The following is a 15,354-nucleotide window of genomic DNA, read 5'->3' as shown; positions in this document are numbered from 1 at the left end:
TCACCTCCGAAGATCCGAACGCCGGAAGAAGCGGTCCAGGACGCGTACGCCGAATTCGAGGGCCGCGACGGGGACACGTTCGTTGATGCCGTGGAACATGGCGTTGTAGTCGAAGTCGGGGGGAAGGGCGAGGGGGGCGAAGCCGTAGGTGACGATGCCTCGTTCGTTGAAGGCTTTGGCGTCCGTGCCGCCGCTCATGACGTACGGGATGGGGAGGGCGGCGGGGTCTTCGGCGATGAGGGAGGCGCAGAGGGCGTCGAAGGTGGGGCCGCCGGGATCTGCTTCGGGGGCGTCCTCGAAGCAGATGAATTCGCGGGTGATTTTGGGGCCGAGGAGGGTGTCGATGGTGGCGAGGAAGTCGTCGCCGGAGCCGGGGAGGAAGCGGCCGTCGATCTGGGCTTCGGCGGAGCCGGGGATGACGTTGACCTTGTAGCCGGCGTTGAGCATGGTGACGTTGGCGGAGTTGCGGAGGACGTGTTTGAAGAGTTCGCCGACTTTGCCGAGACGATCTGCTTCGGCGTCCAGGTCCGTGAGGTCTAAGGGGCGGCCGAAAGCGGTGGCGATGCCGTCGAGCATGCCGCGGACGCCCGGCGTGAGCTGCAGCGGCCACTCGTACGCGGCGAGGCGGGACATGGCGTGGCAGATCTCGGCGACCGCGTTGTCGCTCGCGCGCAGGGAGCCGTGCTGGGCGGTGCCGTGCGCGCGTACGCGCATCCAGGCCATGCCCTGTTCCCCGACGGCGACCGGATAGATCCGCTTGCCGTCGTGGACGACGCTGTAGCCGCCGTCCTCGCTGATCGCTTCGCGGACGCCGTCGAAGAGGTCGGCGTGTTCGCGGACCAGGTAATAGGAGCCGTACTCGCCGGTGGCTTCCTCGTCAGCGGTGAATGCGAGCACGAGGTCGCGGTCGGGGCGTACGCCTGATCGGGACCATTCGGCGACCATGGCGAGGGTCATCGCGCAGGTGCCCTTCATGTCGACGGCACCGCGCCCCCAGACGACCCCGTCGACGATCTCGCCCGAGAAGGGATGCAACGCCCAGTCCTCGGCGGCGGCGGGGACCACGTCCAGGTGCCCGTGGATCAGGAAAGGAACGCCGGAACCCGTCCCCGAGATCCGCGCGACCACGTTGGAGCGACCTTTCGAGGATTCCAGGATCTGGGCCTCGACGCCGCGGTCGGCGAGAAACGTGGCGACATACTCGGCGGCGGCACGCTCGCCCCGCCCCCGGTTGTCGCCCTCGTTGGTGGTGTCGATCCTGATCAGATCGGAGCAGATGGCGCCGACGTTCATGGGAGTACGCAGGCGGCATGGTGGCCGCGGTCCGAGGGCAGCACGGGCTGGGACTCCTTTTCGCAGCGGGTGGCGAGCTCGGCGGGCAACCCGGCGGCGTACGCGGGGCAGCGCGGCCGGAAGCGGCAACCCTCGGGGATTCGGGACGGATCGGGTGTTTCCCCGACCAGGACGATCGGCTCCTGCCGGGCCACTTCCGGCACGACCGACAGCAGCGCCTTCGTGTACGGATGGCGGGGATTCATCAGCACCTCGGCGGTGTCGCCGGTCTCCACGATCCGGCCGAGGTACATGACGGCCACCCGGTCGGCGATGTTCCAGGCCAGCCCGAGGTCGTGGGTGACGACCAGGACCGACAGGCCGAGTTCCGCGCGCAGGCGCAGCAGCAACGCCAGGATCTCGCCGCGTACCGAAGCGTCGAGGGAGGAGACGGGCTCGTCGGCGACGAGCACGTCGGGGTCGAGCACGAGCGCGCCCGCGATGACGACCCGCTGCCGCTGCCCCCCGGACAACTCATGCGGATATTTCATGAAAAATCGGTCAGGTGGGCGGAGGCCGGCCTTCGACAACGCCGCAGCCACCCGGACTTCCTCGTCGTCCGAGACGCCGTGAATCCGCAACCCCTCCGCCACCGCTTCATACACGGTGTGCCGAGGATTCAGCGACCCGCTCGGATCCTGCAACACCAGCTGCACATGCCGCCGGAACTCCTTCAGATCCCCCCGCGAATACCCCAGCGGCCGGGCACCATACTCGACCTTCCCCGACGCGGGTTTCACCAGCCCGAGCAGGCTCCGCGCCAGCGTCGTCTTCCCGCACCCCGACTCCCCGACCAGCGCCACGATCTCCCCGGCGCCGATCTCCAGATCCACCCCGTCCACGGCCCGCGCCGCCCCGAACCGCACGCACACCCCACGCGCAGCCAGCGCCACCACATCCGACATTTCCGAAATATCCGCCGAGCTCATCGAGCACCTCGCAGATCCAGGCCAGTCTCCCCGGCACGCAAGCAGGCGGCGCTCCGGCCATCATCCGCCCCGGACAACTCACGCCCGGACGGTTCGGATCCGGACGACGAGGAGAGCGCGGTCAACGCCACCTCAGAAGCCGAGCACCTCTCCAAAGCGACCGGACAACGCGGATGAAAATCGCACCCACCCGGCAAATCCCCCGGAAACGGCGGATCCCCCGGCAGTCCACGCGGCGCATACCTAAACCGCTCATCCCCCACCCGCGGAAACGCCCCAGCCAGCGCCGCACTATACGGATGCCGCGAATCATCGAACACCGCAGAAGCAGGACCCTGCTCCACGACCTTCCCCGCATACATGACCGCGACCCGATCACACGTGGTCCCCAGCACCGACAGATCATGCGAGATCAGCACCAACGCCAACCCCAGATCCCGTACCAGTCCCCCCAGCAGTTCCAGCACCTGCGCCTGCACCATCACATCCAGCGCGGTCGTCGGCTCATCCGCGATCACCAGCCGCGGCCGGCAGGCCAGCGCAAGCGCGATCATCACCCGCTGCCGCTGCCCGCCCGACAGCTGATGCGGATAATCCCTGGCCCGCCGCGCCGGCAACCCCACCTGTTCGAGCAGCTCCCCCACCCGCCGATCCGCCTCCCGCTTGGAGGTCTTCGGCTCGTGCAGCAGGATCGGCTCGGCGATCTGCCGCCCGATGTTCTGCACCGCGTTCAGCGAATGCAACGCCCCCTGGAACACGATCGACGCCTCGGCCCACCGAATCGCCCGAAGCCGCCCGAACGACATGCCGTACACATCCTCGCCGTCGAGCAGCACCTGCCCGTCGACCTTCGCCGAGCGCGGCAGCAGCCGCAAAGCGGCATTGGTGATGGTGGACTTGCCACACCCGGACTCCCCCGCCACCCCCAGCACCTCACCCGGCGCCACCGCCAGATCAACCCCGCGCACGGCGGGCACATCTCCGGCATAGGTGACCCGCAGATCCTTCAACTCAAGAAGGCTCATCAACCCTCCTTCAGGCGCGGGTTGAGCACGACCTCAAGCGCCCGCCCGACCAGGGTGAACGCCAGCACGACCAGCACCACGCAGATCCCGGGCGGCAACACGAACCACCACTCGCCGTTGGACATCGCCCCCGTGCCGTACGCGGCGTCGAGAATGTTCCCCCACGACTGCGCGGTCGGATCGCCGAGCCCGAGGAACGACAGCGTGGTCTCCGACAGGATCGCGATCGACACGGTCAGCACGACATGGGCCAGCACGACCGGCATGACGTTCGGCAGCACGTGCCGCGTCATCTGATGCCAGTCGCCCGCCCCGAGCGCTTTCGCCCTTTCCATGTACGGCCGGGACCGCACGCTCAACGTCTGCGCGCACACCAGCCGTGCCGTACCAGGCCAGGAGGTGACGCCGATCACGACGATGATGTTGAACAGGGACGCGCCCAGCACGGTCGCCAGCACGATGGCCAGCGGCAGGAACGGGATCACCAGGAACCAGTCGGTGAAGCCCATCAGCAGCGAGCGCGCCCAGCCGCCGTAGAACCCGGCCATGATGCCGACCAGGGTGCCGATCACGATGGCGATCGCGGTCGCGGACAAGCCGACGATCAGCGAGACCCGGGTGCCGTGCACGAGCAGGGTCAGGATGGACAGGCCGTTCTGGTCGGTGCCGAGCCAGTAGTCGGCCGACGGCGGCTGGTGGCTCTTGGCGGTGGCCTTGGCCACGTTGAGCCCGTCCGGGTCGGCCAGCAGCGGCGCGAAGATCGCGACCAGGGCGAAGACGGCCAGGATGGCGAGCCCGGCCAGGGCGGTGTTGTGGGAGCGGAAGTCCCGCCAGAACCGGGCCAGCGTGGTCCGGCGGCGGGCCCAGGTGATCGATCTGGCCGTCATTGGGTGCTCACCCTCGGGTCGAGCACCGCGTAGAGCAGGTCGGCGAGCAGCGTGAACACGACCACCCCGATGGAGAACAGCAGGAACACGGCCTGGAGCAGCGGGATGTCGGGCCCGCGCAGCGCCTCGTACGACAGCAGCCCGAGCCCGGGCCAGGAGTACACGGTCTCCACGGTGATCGCTCCCCCGATCACGAAGCCGAGGTTGAGGAAGATCAGCGTCATCGTGGGCAGCAGCGCGTTGGGCACCGCGTGCCGCCGCCTGACCAGGTCTTCCCGCAGACCCTTGGCCCTGGCCAGCTGCAGGTAGTCCTGCCGCAGCTCGTCCACCAGGGAGGCGCGCATGATCGAGGTGTATTCGGCCAGGTAGACGATGGCCAGCGCGGTCACCGGCAGCACCATGTGCCAGGCCGTGTCCAGGACGGTGTCCAGGAACCCGGTCACGCCCGGCGTGGAGATGCCGCCGCTCGGGAAGAACGGGAACGCGATCAGCAGCACCATGCCGACCCAGAACTCCGGCATCGCGTAGAGCGTGTTGGTGACGCCGGTGGTCACCCGGTCGAAGGTGCCGCCGCGCCGCCAGCCGCTGCGGATGCCCAGCCAGATCCCGGCCACCGAGGCGATCAGGATCGCGGTGCCGACCAGCAGCACGGTCGGCCAGACCCGCTCGGCGACCAGCTCCCAGACCGGGCGGTTGAACCGGACCGAGTTGATCGTGCTGGCGAACGGGTTGGACAGGTATTCCAGGAACTGCGCGCCGATCGGCCGGTTGAGCTCGGCGCGCAGCTTGATCAGCTGCTCGGGGGCCATGTTGCGGCCCCGCGAGTAGAGGCCGATCGGGTCGCCCGGCAGCAGCCGGAACAGGAAGAAGTTGAACACCACCACGAACAGCAGCGTGCCCAGCGACCAGCCGATCTTCCTGATCACGTAACCCCGGGTCCCGGTGAGGAACGCGGTCATTCCCGCTCGTCCGCGTCCGCCGTACGGCGCCTGCGGGCGACCAGCACGCCGCCCACCGCCAGCACGGCGACGGCGCCGACGATTCCGCCGATCAGGGCGGAGCTCATGCCGCCGGATTCCTCGGCGGCCGCGGCGGCCGACGCCGGGGAGGTGGCCTTGACCGGCTCGATGGAGAGGTAGGAGTGGATGCCGTACTGGAACAGCAGCGAGCCGTCCGGGTCGGGCTGCGGGACGAAGCCGGTCCACTTGTCGCTGCGGTAGGCGACCAGGTCGTCGTAGTAATAGGTCATCGCGTACGCGGCGTCGTCGTAGACCATCTGCTGCATGCGCTTGGCCAATTCGGCGCGCTTGGCGGGATCGGTCTCGCCGGCCTGCTCCTCGTAGAGCTTGTCGTATTCCGGGTTGCAGTAGAACGAGTCGGATAGGTCGGCGAAGATCGAGTCGCCGTCCTTGTAGCTGCGCTTGCCGCAGGTGAAGACCGACATCTGGTAGTCGGGGTCGGGTTCGACCACCCAGCCCCACTCGAACATGTCGTACTCGCCCTGGCCGATGATCTCGGTGAGCGCGTCCTCGGACATCACCTTGATGGTGACCTCGATGCCGATGTCCTTGAGCCAGGTTTTCACGAACTCGCCGGTGGCCTGGGATTCCTCGCTGCTGTCCCGGACGAACAGGCGCAGCGCCAGCTTCTTGCCGTCCTTCTCGCGTACGCCGTCGGCGCCCTTCGGGTATCCGGCGGCGTCCAGGATCTGGTTGGCCTTGGCCGGGTCGAAGTTCTGCTTGTTGGCGGGGTCGAGGTGCAGGGCTGGATACACCGGCGGGATGAAGGTGTCGGCGGGCGAGCCGTTGCCGCCCAGCACCCGGTTGACCAGGACGTCGCGGTCGATGGCGTGCGAGATGGCGAGGCGGACCTGCTTGTCCTTGAGCGCGGGGTGGCCGTCGCCGATCGGGGTGCCGTCGGCGAGTGCGGCCCCGGTGTTGAAGGCGATCTCGTCGAAGCCCGAGTAGGCGGAGCCCCTGGTGGTGATGCCGGGCTTGTTCTTCAACGATTCGAGGACGTTGCTCTGCAGGTCGTACGCGAAGTCGATCTCGCCCCGGGTGAGCGCCTGCGCTTCGGCGTCGGCGTTGAGGAAGACCCGGAAGACCAGCTCGTCGATCTTGGGCGCGCCGCGCCAGTACTCCTTGTTCGCCTCGAACCGGAGGAACTGCCCCTTGCGCCGCTCGATCAGCCGGAACGGCCCGGACCCGACGATCGCCTGGCCGTTCTCCGGCTCGTTGGCGAACGACTTGACCTCGGTGCCGTCGATGTCCTTCCAGATGTGCTCCGGCAGGATCGGCACGGCCAGCCGTTCCATGATCGGCGTCGGCTTCTTCACGTGCAGTACCAGCGTCGTGTCATCGGTGGCCTCGGCCCGCTCGATGTTGGTGACGTAGTTGCCGTAGTTGGTCTGCTCGAAATCACCGTTGATGATCCGGTTGAAGGTGTAGGCGGCGTCCCTGGCCGTCAGCGGCTGCCCGTCCGACCATTTCACCCCGGCCCGGATCTTGTAGCTCCAGCTCTTCTTGTCCGGCGCCTCCTGGTACGACTCCGCCAGGCTCGGCATCGCCGACACGTCCTTGGGGCTGGACGTGACCAGGTAGTCGTACATCAGGGCGTAAGCCTCGTACGCCTCGACCACGATGCCGGTGAACGGGTTCGTGGAGTCCACGTCGGACAGGATGCCGACGGTGAAGGTGACCTTCCCCTGCGACGGGGCGGGCGTCTGGGCGAGCGCGGTCGCGGCGGGCGCCGTCAGCAGCCCGGCGGCGAGCGCGACGCTCAGAGCTCTTCTGACGAGGTGGTGCATATCGTCCTCCGGGGGCGGGAGTCGATCCGAGGTCTTGACTGGTCAATCAGTCGGTTGGGTACTGTCCTGCCATGACACAGCCCCCCATCGCTCCCCGTAGACCGGTGGCGCACCGGTTGCACGGGATCGAGCGAATCGACGACTACGACTGGATGCGCGACCCGGAGGCGGCGCGCGAGACCTTGCTCGCCGAGCGGCGGCACTATGCGGCGGAGACCGCCCATCTGGCCCCCTTTCAGCAGGTTCTCGCGGCCAAAATGGCTGGACGGACGCCCGAGACTGAGTCTTCAGTCAGTTGGCGTCATGGGGCTTTTGTCTACTACACCCAGATTGAAACTGGAAGGGAGTTTGGTGACTTCTGTCGAAAGCGTGATGCTTCTGATGGCGGTTCTGTGCTGCTGAATCTCGACGAGTTGGCAGCGGCGGGTTACGTGGAGTTGGGCGTCCGGGAGGTGAGCCCGTGCGGGCGGTTCCTGGCGTATTCGGTGGATACGAGCGGGGATGAGGTGTACGAGCTCCGGTTCCGCGATCTGGAGGCGGGGGTGGATCTTTCTGATCGGGTGGCGGGGACGTACTACACGGGGGCGTGGTCTGCGGATTCGTCGAGTTTCTTCTACACGGTGGTGGATGAGTGTTATCGGCCATATGAGGTGCGGCGTCATGTTCTGGGGGGTGAAGACGCCGTTGTGCTGACTGAGCCGGATCGGCGGTTCGAGGTGACGGTCGAGGCGACCCGGTCAGGGGCGTACATCACGATCACCGCGGCCAATCGGGACACCACCGAGGTGTGGCTGATCCCCGCCGCGACCCCGGAGGCGGAGCCGCGCTCGGTGCGGGGGCGGACGCCGCGGGTCGAATACCGGGTGGATCACGACGCGACGAACGATCGCCTGGTCATCACGACCGATGACGGCTGGCCGGAGTTCCGGGTGGACCATGAGCTGGTCACTCCCAATCCGGACGAACGCGTCTACCGGACCGACTGTTTCGCCGGATATATCGTCATATCTCTGCGCAGGGGTGGGGAGCCGTTGCTCCGGGTCGTCCCGATGGACGGAACCGAGCCCTGGGAGATCCACCCGGAGACCACCGCGGGCCGGATCGCGCTCGTGCACAACCACGACTACGACGCGACCGAGATCCTGATCGAGACCGGCTCCTACAGCGAGCCCACCCGCTGGTCCACGGTCAACCTCGCCACCCGCGAGCGCACGGTGCGCAAAACCACCGAAACCCCCGGCTACGACCCCGCCGACTACGTCAGCGAACGCCACTGGGCCCCCGCCCCCGACGGCGTCATGATCCCCGTCACCGTCGTCCGCCGCCGCGACGTCCCTCTCGACGGCACCGCGCCCTGCCTGCTGTACGGCTACGGCGCCTACGAAGCCGTCGTCGACTTCACCTGGGAAGCCCCTCTTTCCGTGCTCCTGGACGAAGGCGTGATCTTCGCCCACGCCCACATCCGCGGCGGCGGCGAGATGGGCCGAGCCTGGTGGCAAGCCGGACGCCTCGCCGGCAAACCCACCACCTTCTCCGACCACGTCGCCGTGGCGGCCTGGCTGGAAGGCAAGGTCACCACCATCGCCACCCGCGGCCTCTCCGCCGGCGGCCTGCTGATGGCCGCCGTGTACGGCCTGCGGCCCTGGGCCGCCGTCATCGCCGAGGTCCCCTTCGTCGACGTGGTCACCACCATGCTCGACGACACGATCCCGCTCACAGTCAACGAATGGGAGGAGTGGGGCGACCCCCGCAAACCCGAAGATTTCGCCTCCATGCTCGCCTACTCCCCCTACGACAACATGCTTATCCCGGAAACCAAGACCCCCCTGCTGGTCACCGGAGCCGTCAACGACCCCCGCGTCCTGGTCCGCGAACCCGCCAAATGGGTCGCCAAACTCCGCGCCCACGGAGCGAACGTGCTCTTCCGGGTCGAGGTAGAAGACGGTGGGCACACCGGACCGAGCGGCCGATATGCCCACCTCGACTACGAAGCGGAGATCTACGCCTTCATCCTGCAGGCGCTACAGCAGTGACTCGCGGAGCTCGCGCTTGAGGATCTTGCCGACCGCATTGCGGGGAAGAGCTTCCACGATCTCCAGGCGTTCCGGCAGCTTGTACGAGGCGATGCCGGTGGCCCGCAGGAACTCGATCACGGACTCCAGGGTGATCTCGGTGTCCGGTTTGGTGACCACGAGCACGCAGACCCGCTCGCCCAGCACCTCGTCGGGGTAGCCGACCACGGCCGATTCGGCCACGGCGGGATGCCCGGCCAGCAGGGCCTCCAGCTCGGCGGGGGCGATGTTCATGCCGCCCCGGATGACCAGATCCTTGGTCCGGTCCACGTACCGCAGGTAGCGGTCGCCCGCGAGCTCGAAGACGTCTCCGGTGATCAGGTAGCCGTCGTCGTCGAAGGGGTCGGCTTCCGCCGTACCGGCCAGGTAGCCGGCGAACACCGTCGGGCCGGAGAGGCGCAGTTCGCCGGGCACGCCCTCGCCCGCGACCTCGGTGCCGTCGGCGGCGACCAGCTTGACCTTGGTGCCACCGAGGGTGCCCGGCCAGGTGGTGCCGGGGGCGTCGGGGCGGGGGAAGAAACGGGCGCGGTCGTCCGGGTCGGGCATGGTGTCGGGGTCGGAGAGCAGCGCGATGCCCTCGTTGGAGCCGAAGAAGTTGATGATCGCGATGCCGTGCTTCTCCTGCCAGCCGCGCACCATCGGCGGCGGCAGCGGCGCCGAACCCGAGCCGATCCTGCTCAGCGAGGAGATGTCGAACTGGGCCAGCACTTCCGGCTTGTGCAGCAGCAGGGTGAGCAGAGCGGGCGGCGCGAGCGTGTAGGTGACCCGCTCGGTGGCGATCTGCGTGAGGTAGACGGGCAGCTCGAACGGGTGGTGCTGGACCAGCGTGCAGCCGGTGCGCAGCCACGGCAGCATGACGCCGCCGATCCCGGCCATGTTGACCATGGGGAACGGGTTCAGCACGACGTCGTCGGCGGTGAGACCGGCCGCGTCGGCACAGGTCCAGGCGACCGCGAGCCAGTCGTAGTGGCAGCGTGGCACACCCTTCGGGGTGGCCTCGGTACCGGAGGTCCAGCAGATCGTGACGCAGTCGTTCGGGTCCCGCTCGAAGCTCTTGAGGTGCGCGTCCAGCGTCGCCCGGTCCGCGGTCGCGGTCTCCAGCTCGCCGCCCCAGGCCAGCACCTCCCGCATCGACGGTACGGCCAGCGCACCGATGCCCTCCGCCCGATCGGCGGCGGTGACGAAGACGCTGACGTTGGCGAGCACGCCGAGCTGGGTGAGCTCATATTGCCGGTACTGCACCGGGAACGGGGCGACGATCGCGCCGATCCGGATTCCGGCCAGCATGGTCACGGTGAGCTCGACGCTGTTGGGCAGCTGGACCGCCACCACGTCGTCCACGCCGACGCCGTGCCCAAGCAGCACTCCGGCCACACGATCGACTTCGGCGTCCAGGTCAGCCCAGGTCAGCCGCTTGGGCACGCCGCCCATCAGGGCGGGTTTGTTGGGCGGGTCGACCACCGCGAGCCCCTCGGGCCGCTCGGCCGCCCGCGCCCGTAAGAGCCGGTCGATCGTGTCGTCGGTCCACCAGCCTTCACCGGTGTAACGCTCCACATGGTCTTTCGGGTACAGCCTCATCGCGACTCCCGCGCTCGATGTTCCCGAGACCCTACGAAAGCCAATCGCCTCGGTCAACATATGTCGGGCTTTATCGAGAAATCACGTGATGAAGTGGACTTCGCGGCGTTCGAGTGTGTCGCCGCAGGCCGTACAGAGCAGGACCGGAGTGAGGGCGGCGCCGCAGCTGTGGTGGGTGATGGTGAGCTCGGAGCCCGGTGGGGCCGGGAGCTCGCGCTGGGCCCAGGTGACCAGGAACGCGAAGACCTGGAAGAACGCCAGGCCGCGTTCGGTGAGGCGGTAGTGGCCGCCGATCAGCTGGAAGACGCCCAGCTCGACGAAGCGGCGCAACCGGTCGGTGAGCACCGAGGGCGCGATGCCCAGCTCGGCCTGGAAGTCGCCGAACCGGCGCGAGCCGAGGAAGGCGGCGGCGAGCACGCTGGTGCTCCAGCGGTCGCCGAGGATCTCCATCGCGTCCGGGCAGTAGCCGATGAAGTCGGTCCGGGAGGCGAGCGTGCGGCGATGTTGCCGGGGCAGCCCGACCCGGGCGAAGGTGGCCAGCGGCCCGCGCACGGTCCGGGTGTCGCGCGCGGTCATCGCCTCCCGGCAGACGCCACAGGCCAGGTACGCCCGCGTCTCGTTGCCGCAGATGTCGTGAATGAGCGGCGGCTGCGGCCGATCCGTCCAGGCGCGTTCCCAGGAGTAGATGGCGACCAGCAGCGACCACAGATCGAGGCCGCGTTCGGTGAGCCGGTATTCGTAGCGGGTGCGGCCGTTGCGGTAGGCGGCGGTGGTGAAGATCCCGTGCGCGAGGAGTTCCTTCAGCCGGGAGGCGAGCACGGATTCGGAGATCCGCAGCTCATCCCGCCAGCCCGCGAAGGTGCGGACCCGCAGCAGGAAGGCCCGCTGCAGAATCAGGAGCACCCAACGGTCGCCGAGGATGGCCAGACCTTGCCCGATCGCGCTGAGTTCTATCGCGGTGTCACGCTCTACTGTCGCCGTCGGGGTCTGCACACCCGGCATGGGAACTCCGGTCTTTCTGTACACCAGTGGAAAGTGTCCACTCTAAAGGGCTCATTGACTAGCTGACTTTTGTTATCGTAGTGTCTCATTATGGCACAACCCATGACGGTTCCTTCGGTGATCATGGACGAGTCCGGCGAGCCGAACCCCTACTTGCTCGGTGTGTACGCCCCGGTCCAGGAAGAGATCACGGCAGCGGACCTCAAGGTCATCGGCGAGATCCCGGCCGACCTGAACGGCGTCTACCTGCGCAACGGGCCGAACGCGCGGTTTCCCATGCGGGGGCGTTATCACTGGTTCGACGGCGACGGCATGGTGCACGCGATGCACTTCGAGGACGGCCGGGCGCGTTACCGGAACCGGTACGTCCGGACCAAGGCGTATCAGGCCGAGACCGATCGGTCGTTGTGGACCGGGGTGATGGAGAACCCCAAGGGGAATCCGTTCGGGAACACGCGGGGGTTGAACCTCAAGGATTCCGCCAATACCGACCTGATCTATCACCGGGGGAAGGTGCTGGCGACCTGGTATCTGTGCGGGTCGCCGTACCAGTTGGATCCGTTGTCGCTGGAGACGCTGGGGGTCGAGACCTTTCTCGACACGCTGACCGGGGACTTCATGGCGCATCCGAAGGTGGATGAGCGGACCGGGGAGCTGTTCTGGTTCGATTACGGGCCGCGGCCGCCGTACCTGCGGTATGGGGTGGTGGGCGCGGGTGGCGCGGTCGAGCACTGCGTGGAGCTGGAGCTGCCCGGGGCGCGGCTGCCGCATGACATGTCCATCACCGAGAACTACGCCATCCTCATGGATCTGCCGCTTTATCAGGACATGGAGGCCGCGCGTCAGAGGCGGTACAAGCTGACCTTCAACCGGGAGCTTCCGTCCAGGTTCGGGGTGATCCCGCGGCGCGGGACCGCCGACCAGATCCGCTGGTTCGAGGCTCGGCCGTGCTACATCTACCACGTCATCAACTCGTGGGAGACCGGCGACGAGATCATCCTGGATGTCTGCCGGGTCAGCCGCCCCGCGCCCAGGGGCGACGGCGGCCCGCTGGCCCGCATGATCTCCTACCTGAAGCTGGACGCCCGGCTCTACCGTTACCGCTTCAACCTGGTCACCGGCCAGACCAGCGAAGGCTACGTGGACGGCGACCACAACACCGAGTTCCCCAGCATCGACGCCCGCCTCACCGGGCAGCTGAGCCGCTACTCGTATAACGTCTCCGTCATGGACGCCGACACCAACCTTTTCAACGGTCTGGTGAAATACGACAACCTGACCGGCGCCAAGCAGGAGTACTACTACGGCGACCACCGCTACGGCAGCGAGGCCCCCTTCGCTCCCCGCGACGGCTCGACCGCCGAGGACGACGGCTACCTGGTCACCTTCGTCACCGACGAACGCGAAGGCACCTCCGAAGTCCAAATCCTGGACGCCTCGGACATCACGCTAGGCCCGATCGCGCGGGTCCTGCTGCCCCAGCGGGTCCCGCTCGGCTTCCATGCCACGTGGGTACGCGCCGACCAGTACCGCAACGCCGAGAACTCCGGCACCCAGAACGCTGCCGCCGAGAACCCTGTTGGTCAGAACGGCAACGGTCGCTCCGGGGAGTCCGCGTGAAGCTGACGGTCTCCCTCGGGTTCTGGCAGGACCGGCCGGCGGAGGAGGCGCTGCGCACCGCCCAGGCGGCCGACGAACTCGGCTACCCCGAGGTCTGGGTCGGCGAGATGGCCACCTATGACGCGTTCGCGCTGGCGACCGCGATCGGCTCGACCACCTCCAGGATCGCCCTGACCATCGGCCCGCTGGCGGTCGCGGTCCGCGACCCCATGATGATCGCCATGGGCGCGGCCTCCGTAGCCGACCTCGCCGGACGCCCGGTCCGGGTCGCGCTCGGCACCTCCAGCCCCCTCGTGGTGGAACGCTGGCACGGCCGCCCCCACGCCGGCTCCACCAAAGCTCTGTCCGAAGCCGTCGACGCCCTCCGCCCCCTCCTGGACGGCGCGAAATCCGACCACCCCCGCAGCCAGGGCTACCGGCTCCGCCTCCCCGCACCACACTCCGACCTCACCGTCGCCGCCTTCGGCCCCGCCGCCGTCCGCATCGCCTCCCGCGCCGACCGCATGGTCCTCAACCTGATCACCCCCGCCTCCGCCGCCCGCCTGATCGCCGACCTACGCGCCCTCACCGGCACCACCCGCGTAGCCGCCTGGGTCACCGCCGCGGCAGACCCCGACCAGGCCGCCATCGAACAAATCCGCCGCGCCATCGTCGGCTACCTCGCCGCCCCCGGCTACGGCGAAATGTTCGCCGAAGCAGGCTTCCCCGACGTAGTCGACTACGCCCGAACCCGCCCGCACCCCCGCGACCTCCTCACCGCAATCCCCGACAAACTCCTCGAATCAGTCGCCCTCCTCGGCGACTCCATCGACTCCCGCCTGGCCGAATACGCGGCAGCGGGCGTGGACGAGGTGGCCATCGTCCCCGTCAGCACGGAGACAGACCCAGGTGGGGCTCAGACGCTCCGTGCCCTCGCAGCACTCAACTCCGAATCCGTCGAGCGGACATAGAACATTCAGCGAATGCCACAGTCGTACTGGGCGAAGGGGACGAGGCACGGTGGTGGACGATGTCCAATTTCGTTCCGGGTCTGAGTTGTCGAGGGCGTTCTATCGCGAGATCGTCGGGCCGCTGCCGGGCGGGGCGCGCGGGGTGGCGGCGCTGGCCGACCTGATCGCCGCGAACGAGAAAGTCGTCGATCAGGAGGATCTGGTGGCGATCGCCGCGCGGTGCGGGTGCCCCTTCTCGACAAGCCGGGCCACCGACCTGTCCCTGCCTCTCGCGGACGAGCGCGGGAACATCAGCGAGACTGGTCGCGGACGCGTTCCTGAACTTGCGAAGCGCGGCGAGAGCATCCATGGGGCAGTATTGAGATGTATCGCGAAACGAAGGGGCCGACATGTCGCCACTCGGGAAGTACTACATCGGTGCGGGCGTGGGCTCGCTGCTCGCCATCTGGCTGTTGCCTGGCCTGATCTCCTGGCTCGTCGTGATCGGCCTGCTGGCCGCGCCCGCCGTGGCCTACTTCATGCTGGACGAATCCCAGCGCAAGCGGCTGCGGAGGATCCGCCGCCGGGGCATCGGGAGCTGACACTCGACCACTACCTGGCCGCGTACCAAGCGGGAACCTGACCGGCGCATCCGGTCTTGCTACACGGCCGCACTCCATGCGGGCACCTGAGCGGCGCACCCGGATGTGCTACACGACCGCACTCCATGCGGGAACCTGAGCGGCGCACCCGGTCTGCGCCGCCGGTCCCGCGTCTTTGTCCGGCACTCCTTTGCGGCCTTCGCTACGCGGCCTTCGCTATGCGGCAGGCTGGGCGGCGTTCACTACGCGGCGTTCGCTACACGGCAGGCTGGGCGGCGAGCTCACGGTGCACGCGGTCGGTGACGCGGCGCTCGAAGACGAACGACAGGAACGGGATCGTGCCGGCCAGCATCACGCCCAGAATGTACGCCCATGACCAGCGGGCCTTCATGCCCAGGTTGACGGCGGCAACCAGGTAGACCATGTAGAGGAAGCCGTGGATCGGTGACACGATCTTGGACGGGCCCTCGATGTCGAAGCCGTAGCGCAGGATGATGCAGGTGGTCAGCACCAGCAGCATGACGCCAACGACATAGGCCATGACGCGGAACGGTTTGAGGGCGGAGTCCACG

General features: G+C 67.9%; 13 protein-coding genes. 4 read left to right on the top strand and 9 right to left on the bottom strand.

Annotated features, from left to right (window positions below):
* The 6 genes from ABGB08_RS31435 to ABGB08_RS31410 are packed head-to-tail and all read right to left on the bottom strand — an operon-like array spanning position 1 to position 6,979.
* Positions 1 to 1,293 carry a M20/M25/M40 family metallo-hydrolase gene (locus ABGB08_RS31435; protein ID WP_347597433.1) on the bottom strand — a complete coding sequence of 431 codons (1,293 nt, stop codon included), beginning with the start codon at positions 1,291 to 1,293 and terminating at the stop codon, positions 1 to 3.
* Positions 1,290 to 2,237 carry an ABC transporter ATP-binding protein gene (locus tag ABGB08_RS31430; RefSeq protein ID WP_347597430.1) on the bottom strand — a complete coding sequence of 316 codons (948 nt, stop codon included), beginning with the start codon at positions 2,235 to 2,237 and terminating at the stop codon, positions 1,290 to 1,292. The genes ABGB08_RS31435 and ABGB08_RS31430 overlap by 4 nt, the downstream gene beginning before the upstream one ends.
* Before the next feature lie 20 nt (positions 2,238 to 2,257).
* A complete protein-coding gene (locus ABGB08_RS31425) occupies positions 2,258 to 3,289 on the bottom strand; it encodes an ABC transporter ATP-binding protein (protein WP_347597427.1) in 1,032 nt (343 codons plus the stop codon).
* Positions 3,286 to 4,173 carry an ABC transporter permease gene (locus ABGB08_RS31420; protein WP_347597424.1) on the bottom strand — a complete coding sequence of 296 codons (888 nt, stop codon included), beginning with the start codon at positions 4,171 to 4,173 and terminating at the stop codon, positions 3,286 to 3,288. The genes ABGB08_RS31425 and ABGB08_RS31420 overlap by 4 nt, the downstream gene beginning before the upstream one ends.
* Complete coding sequence (locus ABGB08_RS31415) at positions 4,170 to 5,132, bottom strand: ABC transporter permease (RefSeq protein WP_347597421.1); 963 nt, start codon at positions 5,130 to 5,132, stop codon at positions 4,170 to 4,172. Before ABGB08_RS31415 ends, ABGB08_RS31420 begins: the two co-directional genes overlap by 4 nt.
* Positions 5,129 to 6,979 carry an ABC transporter substrate-binding protein gene (locus ABGB08_RS31410; protein WP_347597418.1) on the bottom strand — a complete coding sequence of 617 codons (1,851 nt, stop codon included), beginning with the start codon at positions 6,977 to 6,979 and terminating at the stop codon, positions 5,129 to 5,131. Before ABGB08_RS31410 ends, ABGB08_RS31415 begins: the two co-directional genes overlap by 4 nt.
* A gap of 71 nt (positions 6,980 to 7,050) precedes the next feature.
* Between ABGB08_RS31410 and ABGB08_RS31405 the strand changes: the two genes are divergently transcribed.
* Positions 7,051 to 9,012 carry a prolyl oligopeptidase family serine peptidase gene (locus ABGB08_RS31405; protein ID WP_347597415.1) on the top strand — a complete coding sequence of 654 codons (1,962 nt, stop codon included), beginning with the start codon at positions 7,051 to 7,053 and terminating at the stop codon, positions 9,010 to 9,012.
* Here the strand turns inward: ABGB08_RS31405 and ABGB08_RS31400 are convergent.
* Together ABGB08_RS31400 and ABGB08_RS31395 are read right to left on the bottom strand one after the other, a co-directional pair.
* Positions 9,001 to 10,629, bottom strand: coding sequence for a class I adenylate-forming enzyme family protein (locus tag ABGB08_RS31400; RefSeq protein WP_347597412.1), 1,629 nt, complete (start codon positions 10,627 to 10,629; stop codon positions 9,001 to 9,003). The two genes, ABGB08_RS31405 and ABGB08_RS31400, sit on opposite strands and share 12 nt — an antisense overlap.
* 81 nt (positions 10,630 to 10,710) lie before the next feature.
* Complete coding sequence (locus ABGB08_RS31395; RefSeq protein WP_347597409.1) at positions 10,711 to 11,631, bottom strand: helix-turn-helix domain-containing protein; 921 nt, start codon at positions 11,629 to 11,631, stop codon at positions 10,711 to 10,713.
* Positions 11,632 to 11,733: 102 nt separating this feature from the next.
* Here ABGB08_RS31395 and ABGB08_RS31390 point away from each other — a divergent pair, with 102 nt between their 5' ends.
* The 3 genes from ABGB08_RS31390 (at position 11,734) to ABGB08_RS31380 (ending at position 14,782) form a co-directional block, all read left to right on the top strand.
* Positions 11,734 to 13,251: a carotenoid oxygenase family protein gene (locus tag ABGB08_RS31390; RefSeq protein WP_347597406.1), complete on the top strand. Its 1,518-nt coding sequence runs from the start codon at positions 11,734 to 11,736 to the stop codon at positions 13,249 to 13,251.
* Entirely contained in the window at positions 13,248 to 14,201 is a 954-nt protein-coding gene (locus tag ABGB08_RS31385) for an LLM class F420-dependent oxidoreductase (RefSeq protein WP_347597403.1), read from the top strand. The genes ABGB08_RS31390 and ABGB08_RS31385 overlap by 4 nt, the downstream gene beginning before the upstream one ends.
* 389 nt (positions 14,202 to 14,590) lie before the next feature.
* Entirely contained in the window at positions 14,591 to 14,782 is a 192-nt protein-coding gene (locus ABGB08_RS31380; protein WP_155361257.1) for a hypothetical protein, read from the top strand.
* A 256-nt stretch (positions 14,783 to 15,038) separates the two neighbouring features.
* Here the strand turns inward: ABGB08_RS31380 and ABGB08_RS31375 are convergent, their stop codons facing one another.
* Positions 15,039 to 15,353: a DUF3817 domain-containing protein gene (locus ABGB08_RS31375; protein WP_155361258.1), complete on the bottom strand. Its 315-nt coding sequence runs from the start codon at positions 15,351 to 15,353 to the stop codon at positions 15,039 to 15,041.
* Between the last annotated feature and the right edge of the window lies 1 nt (position 15,354).

Origin of the sequence: Acrocarpospora sp. B8E8, assembly GCF_039871605.1 — a bacterium.
GTDB lineage: Bacteria > Actinomycetota > Actinomycetes > Streptosporangiales > Streptosporangiaceae > Acrocarpospora > Acrocarpospora macrocephala.
The sequence above is the reverse complement of the archived record's forward strand: the minus strand, read 5'-3'. Positions and strand labels throughout refer to the sequence as shown.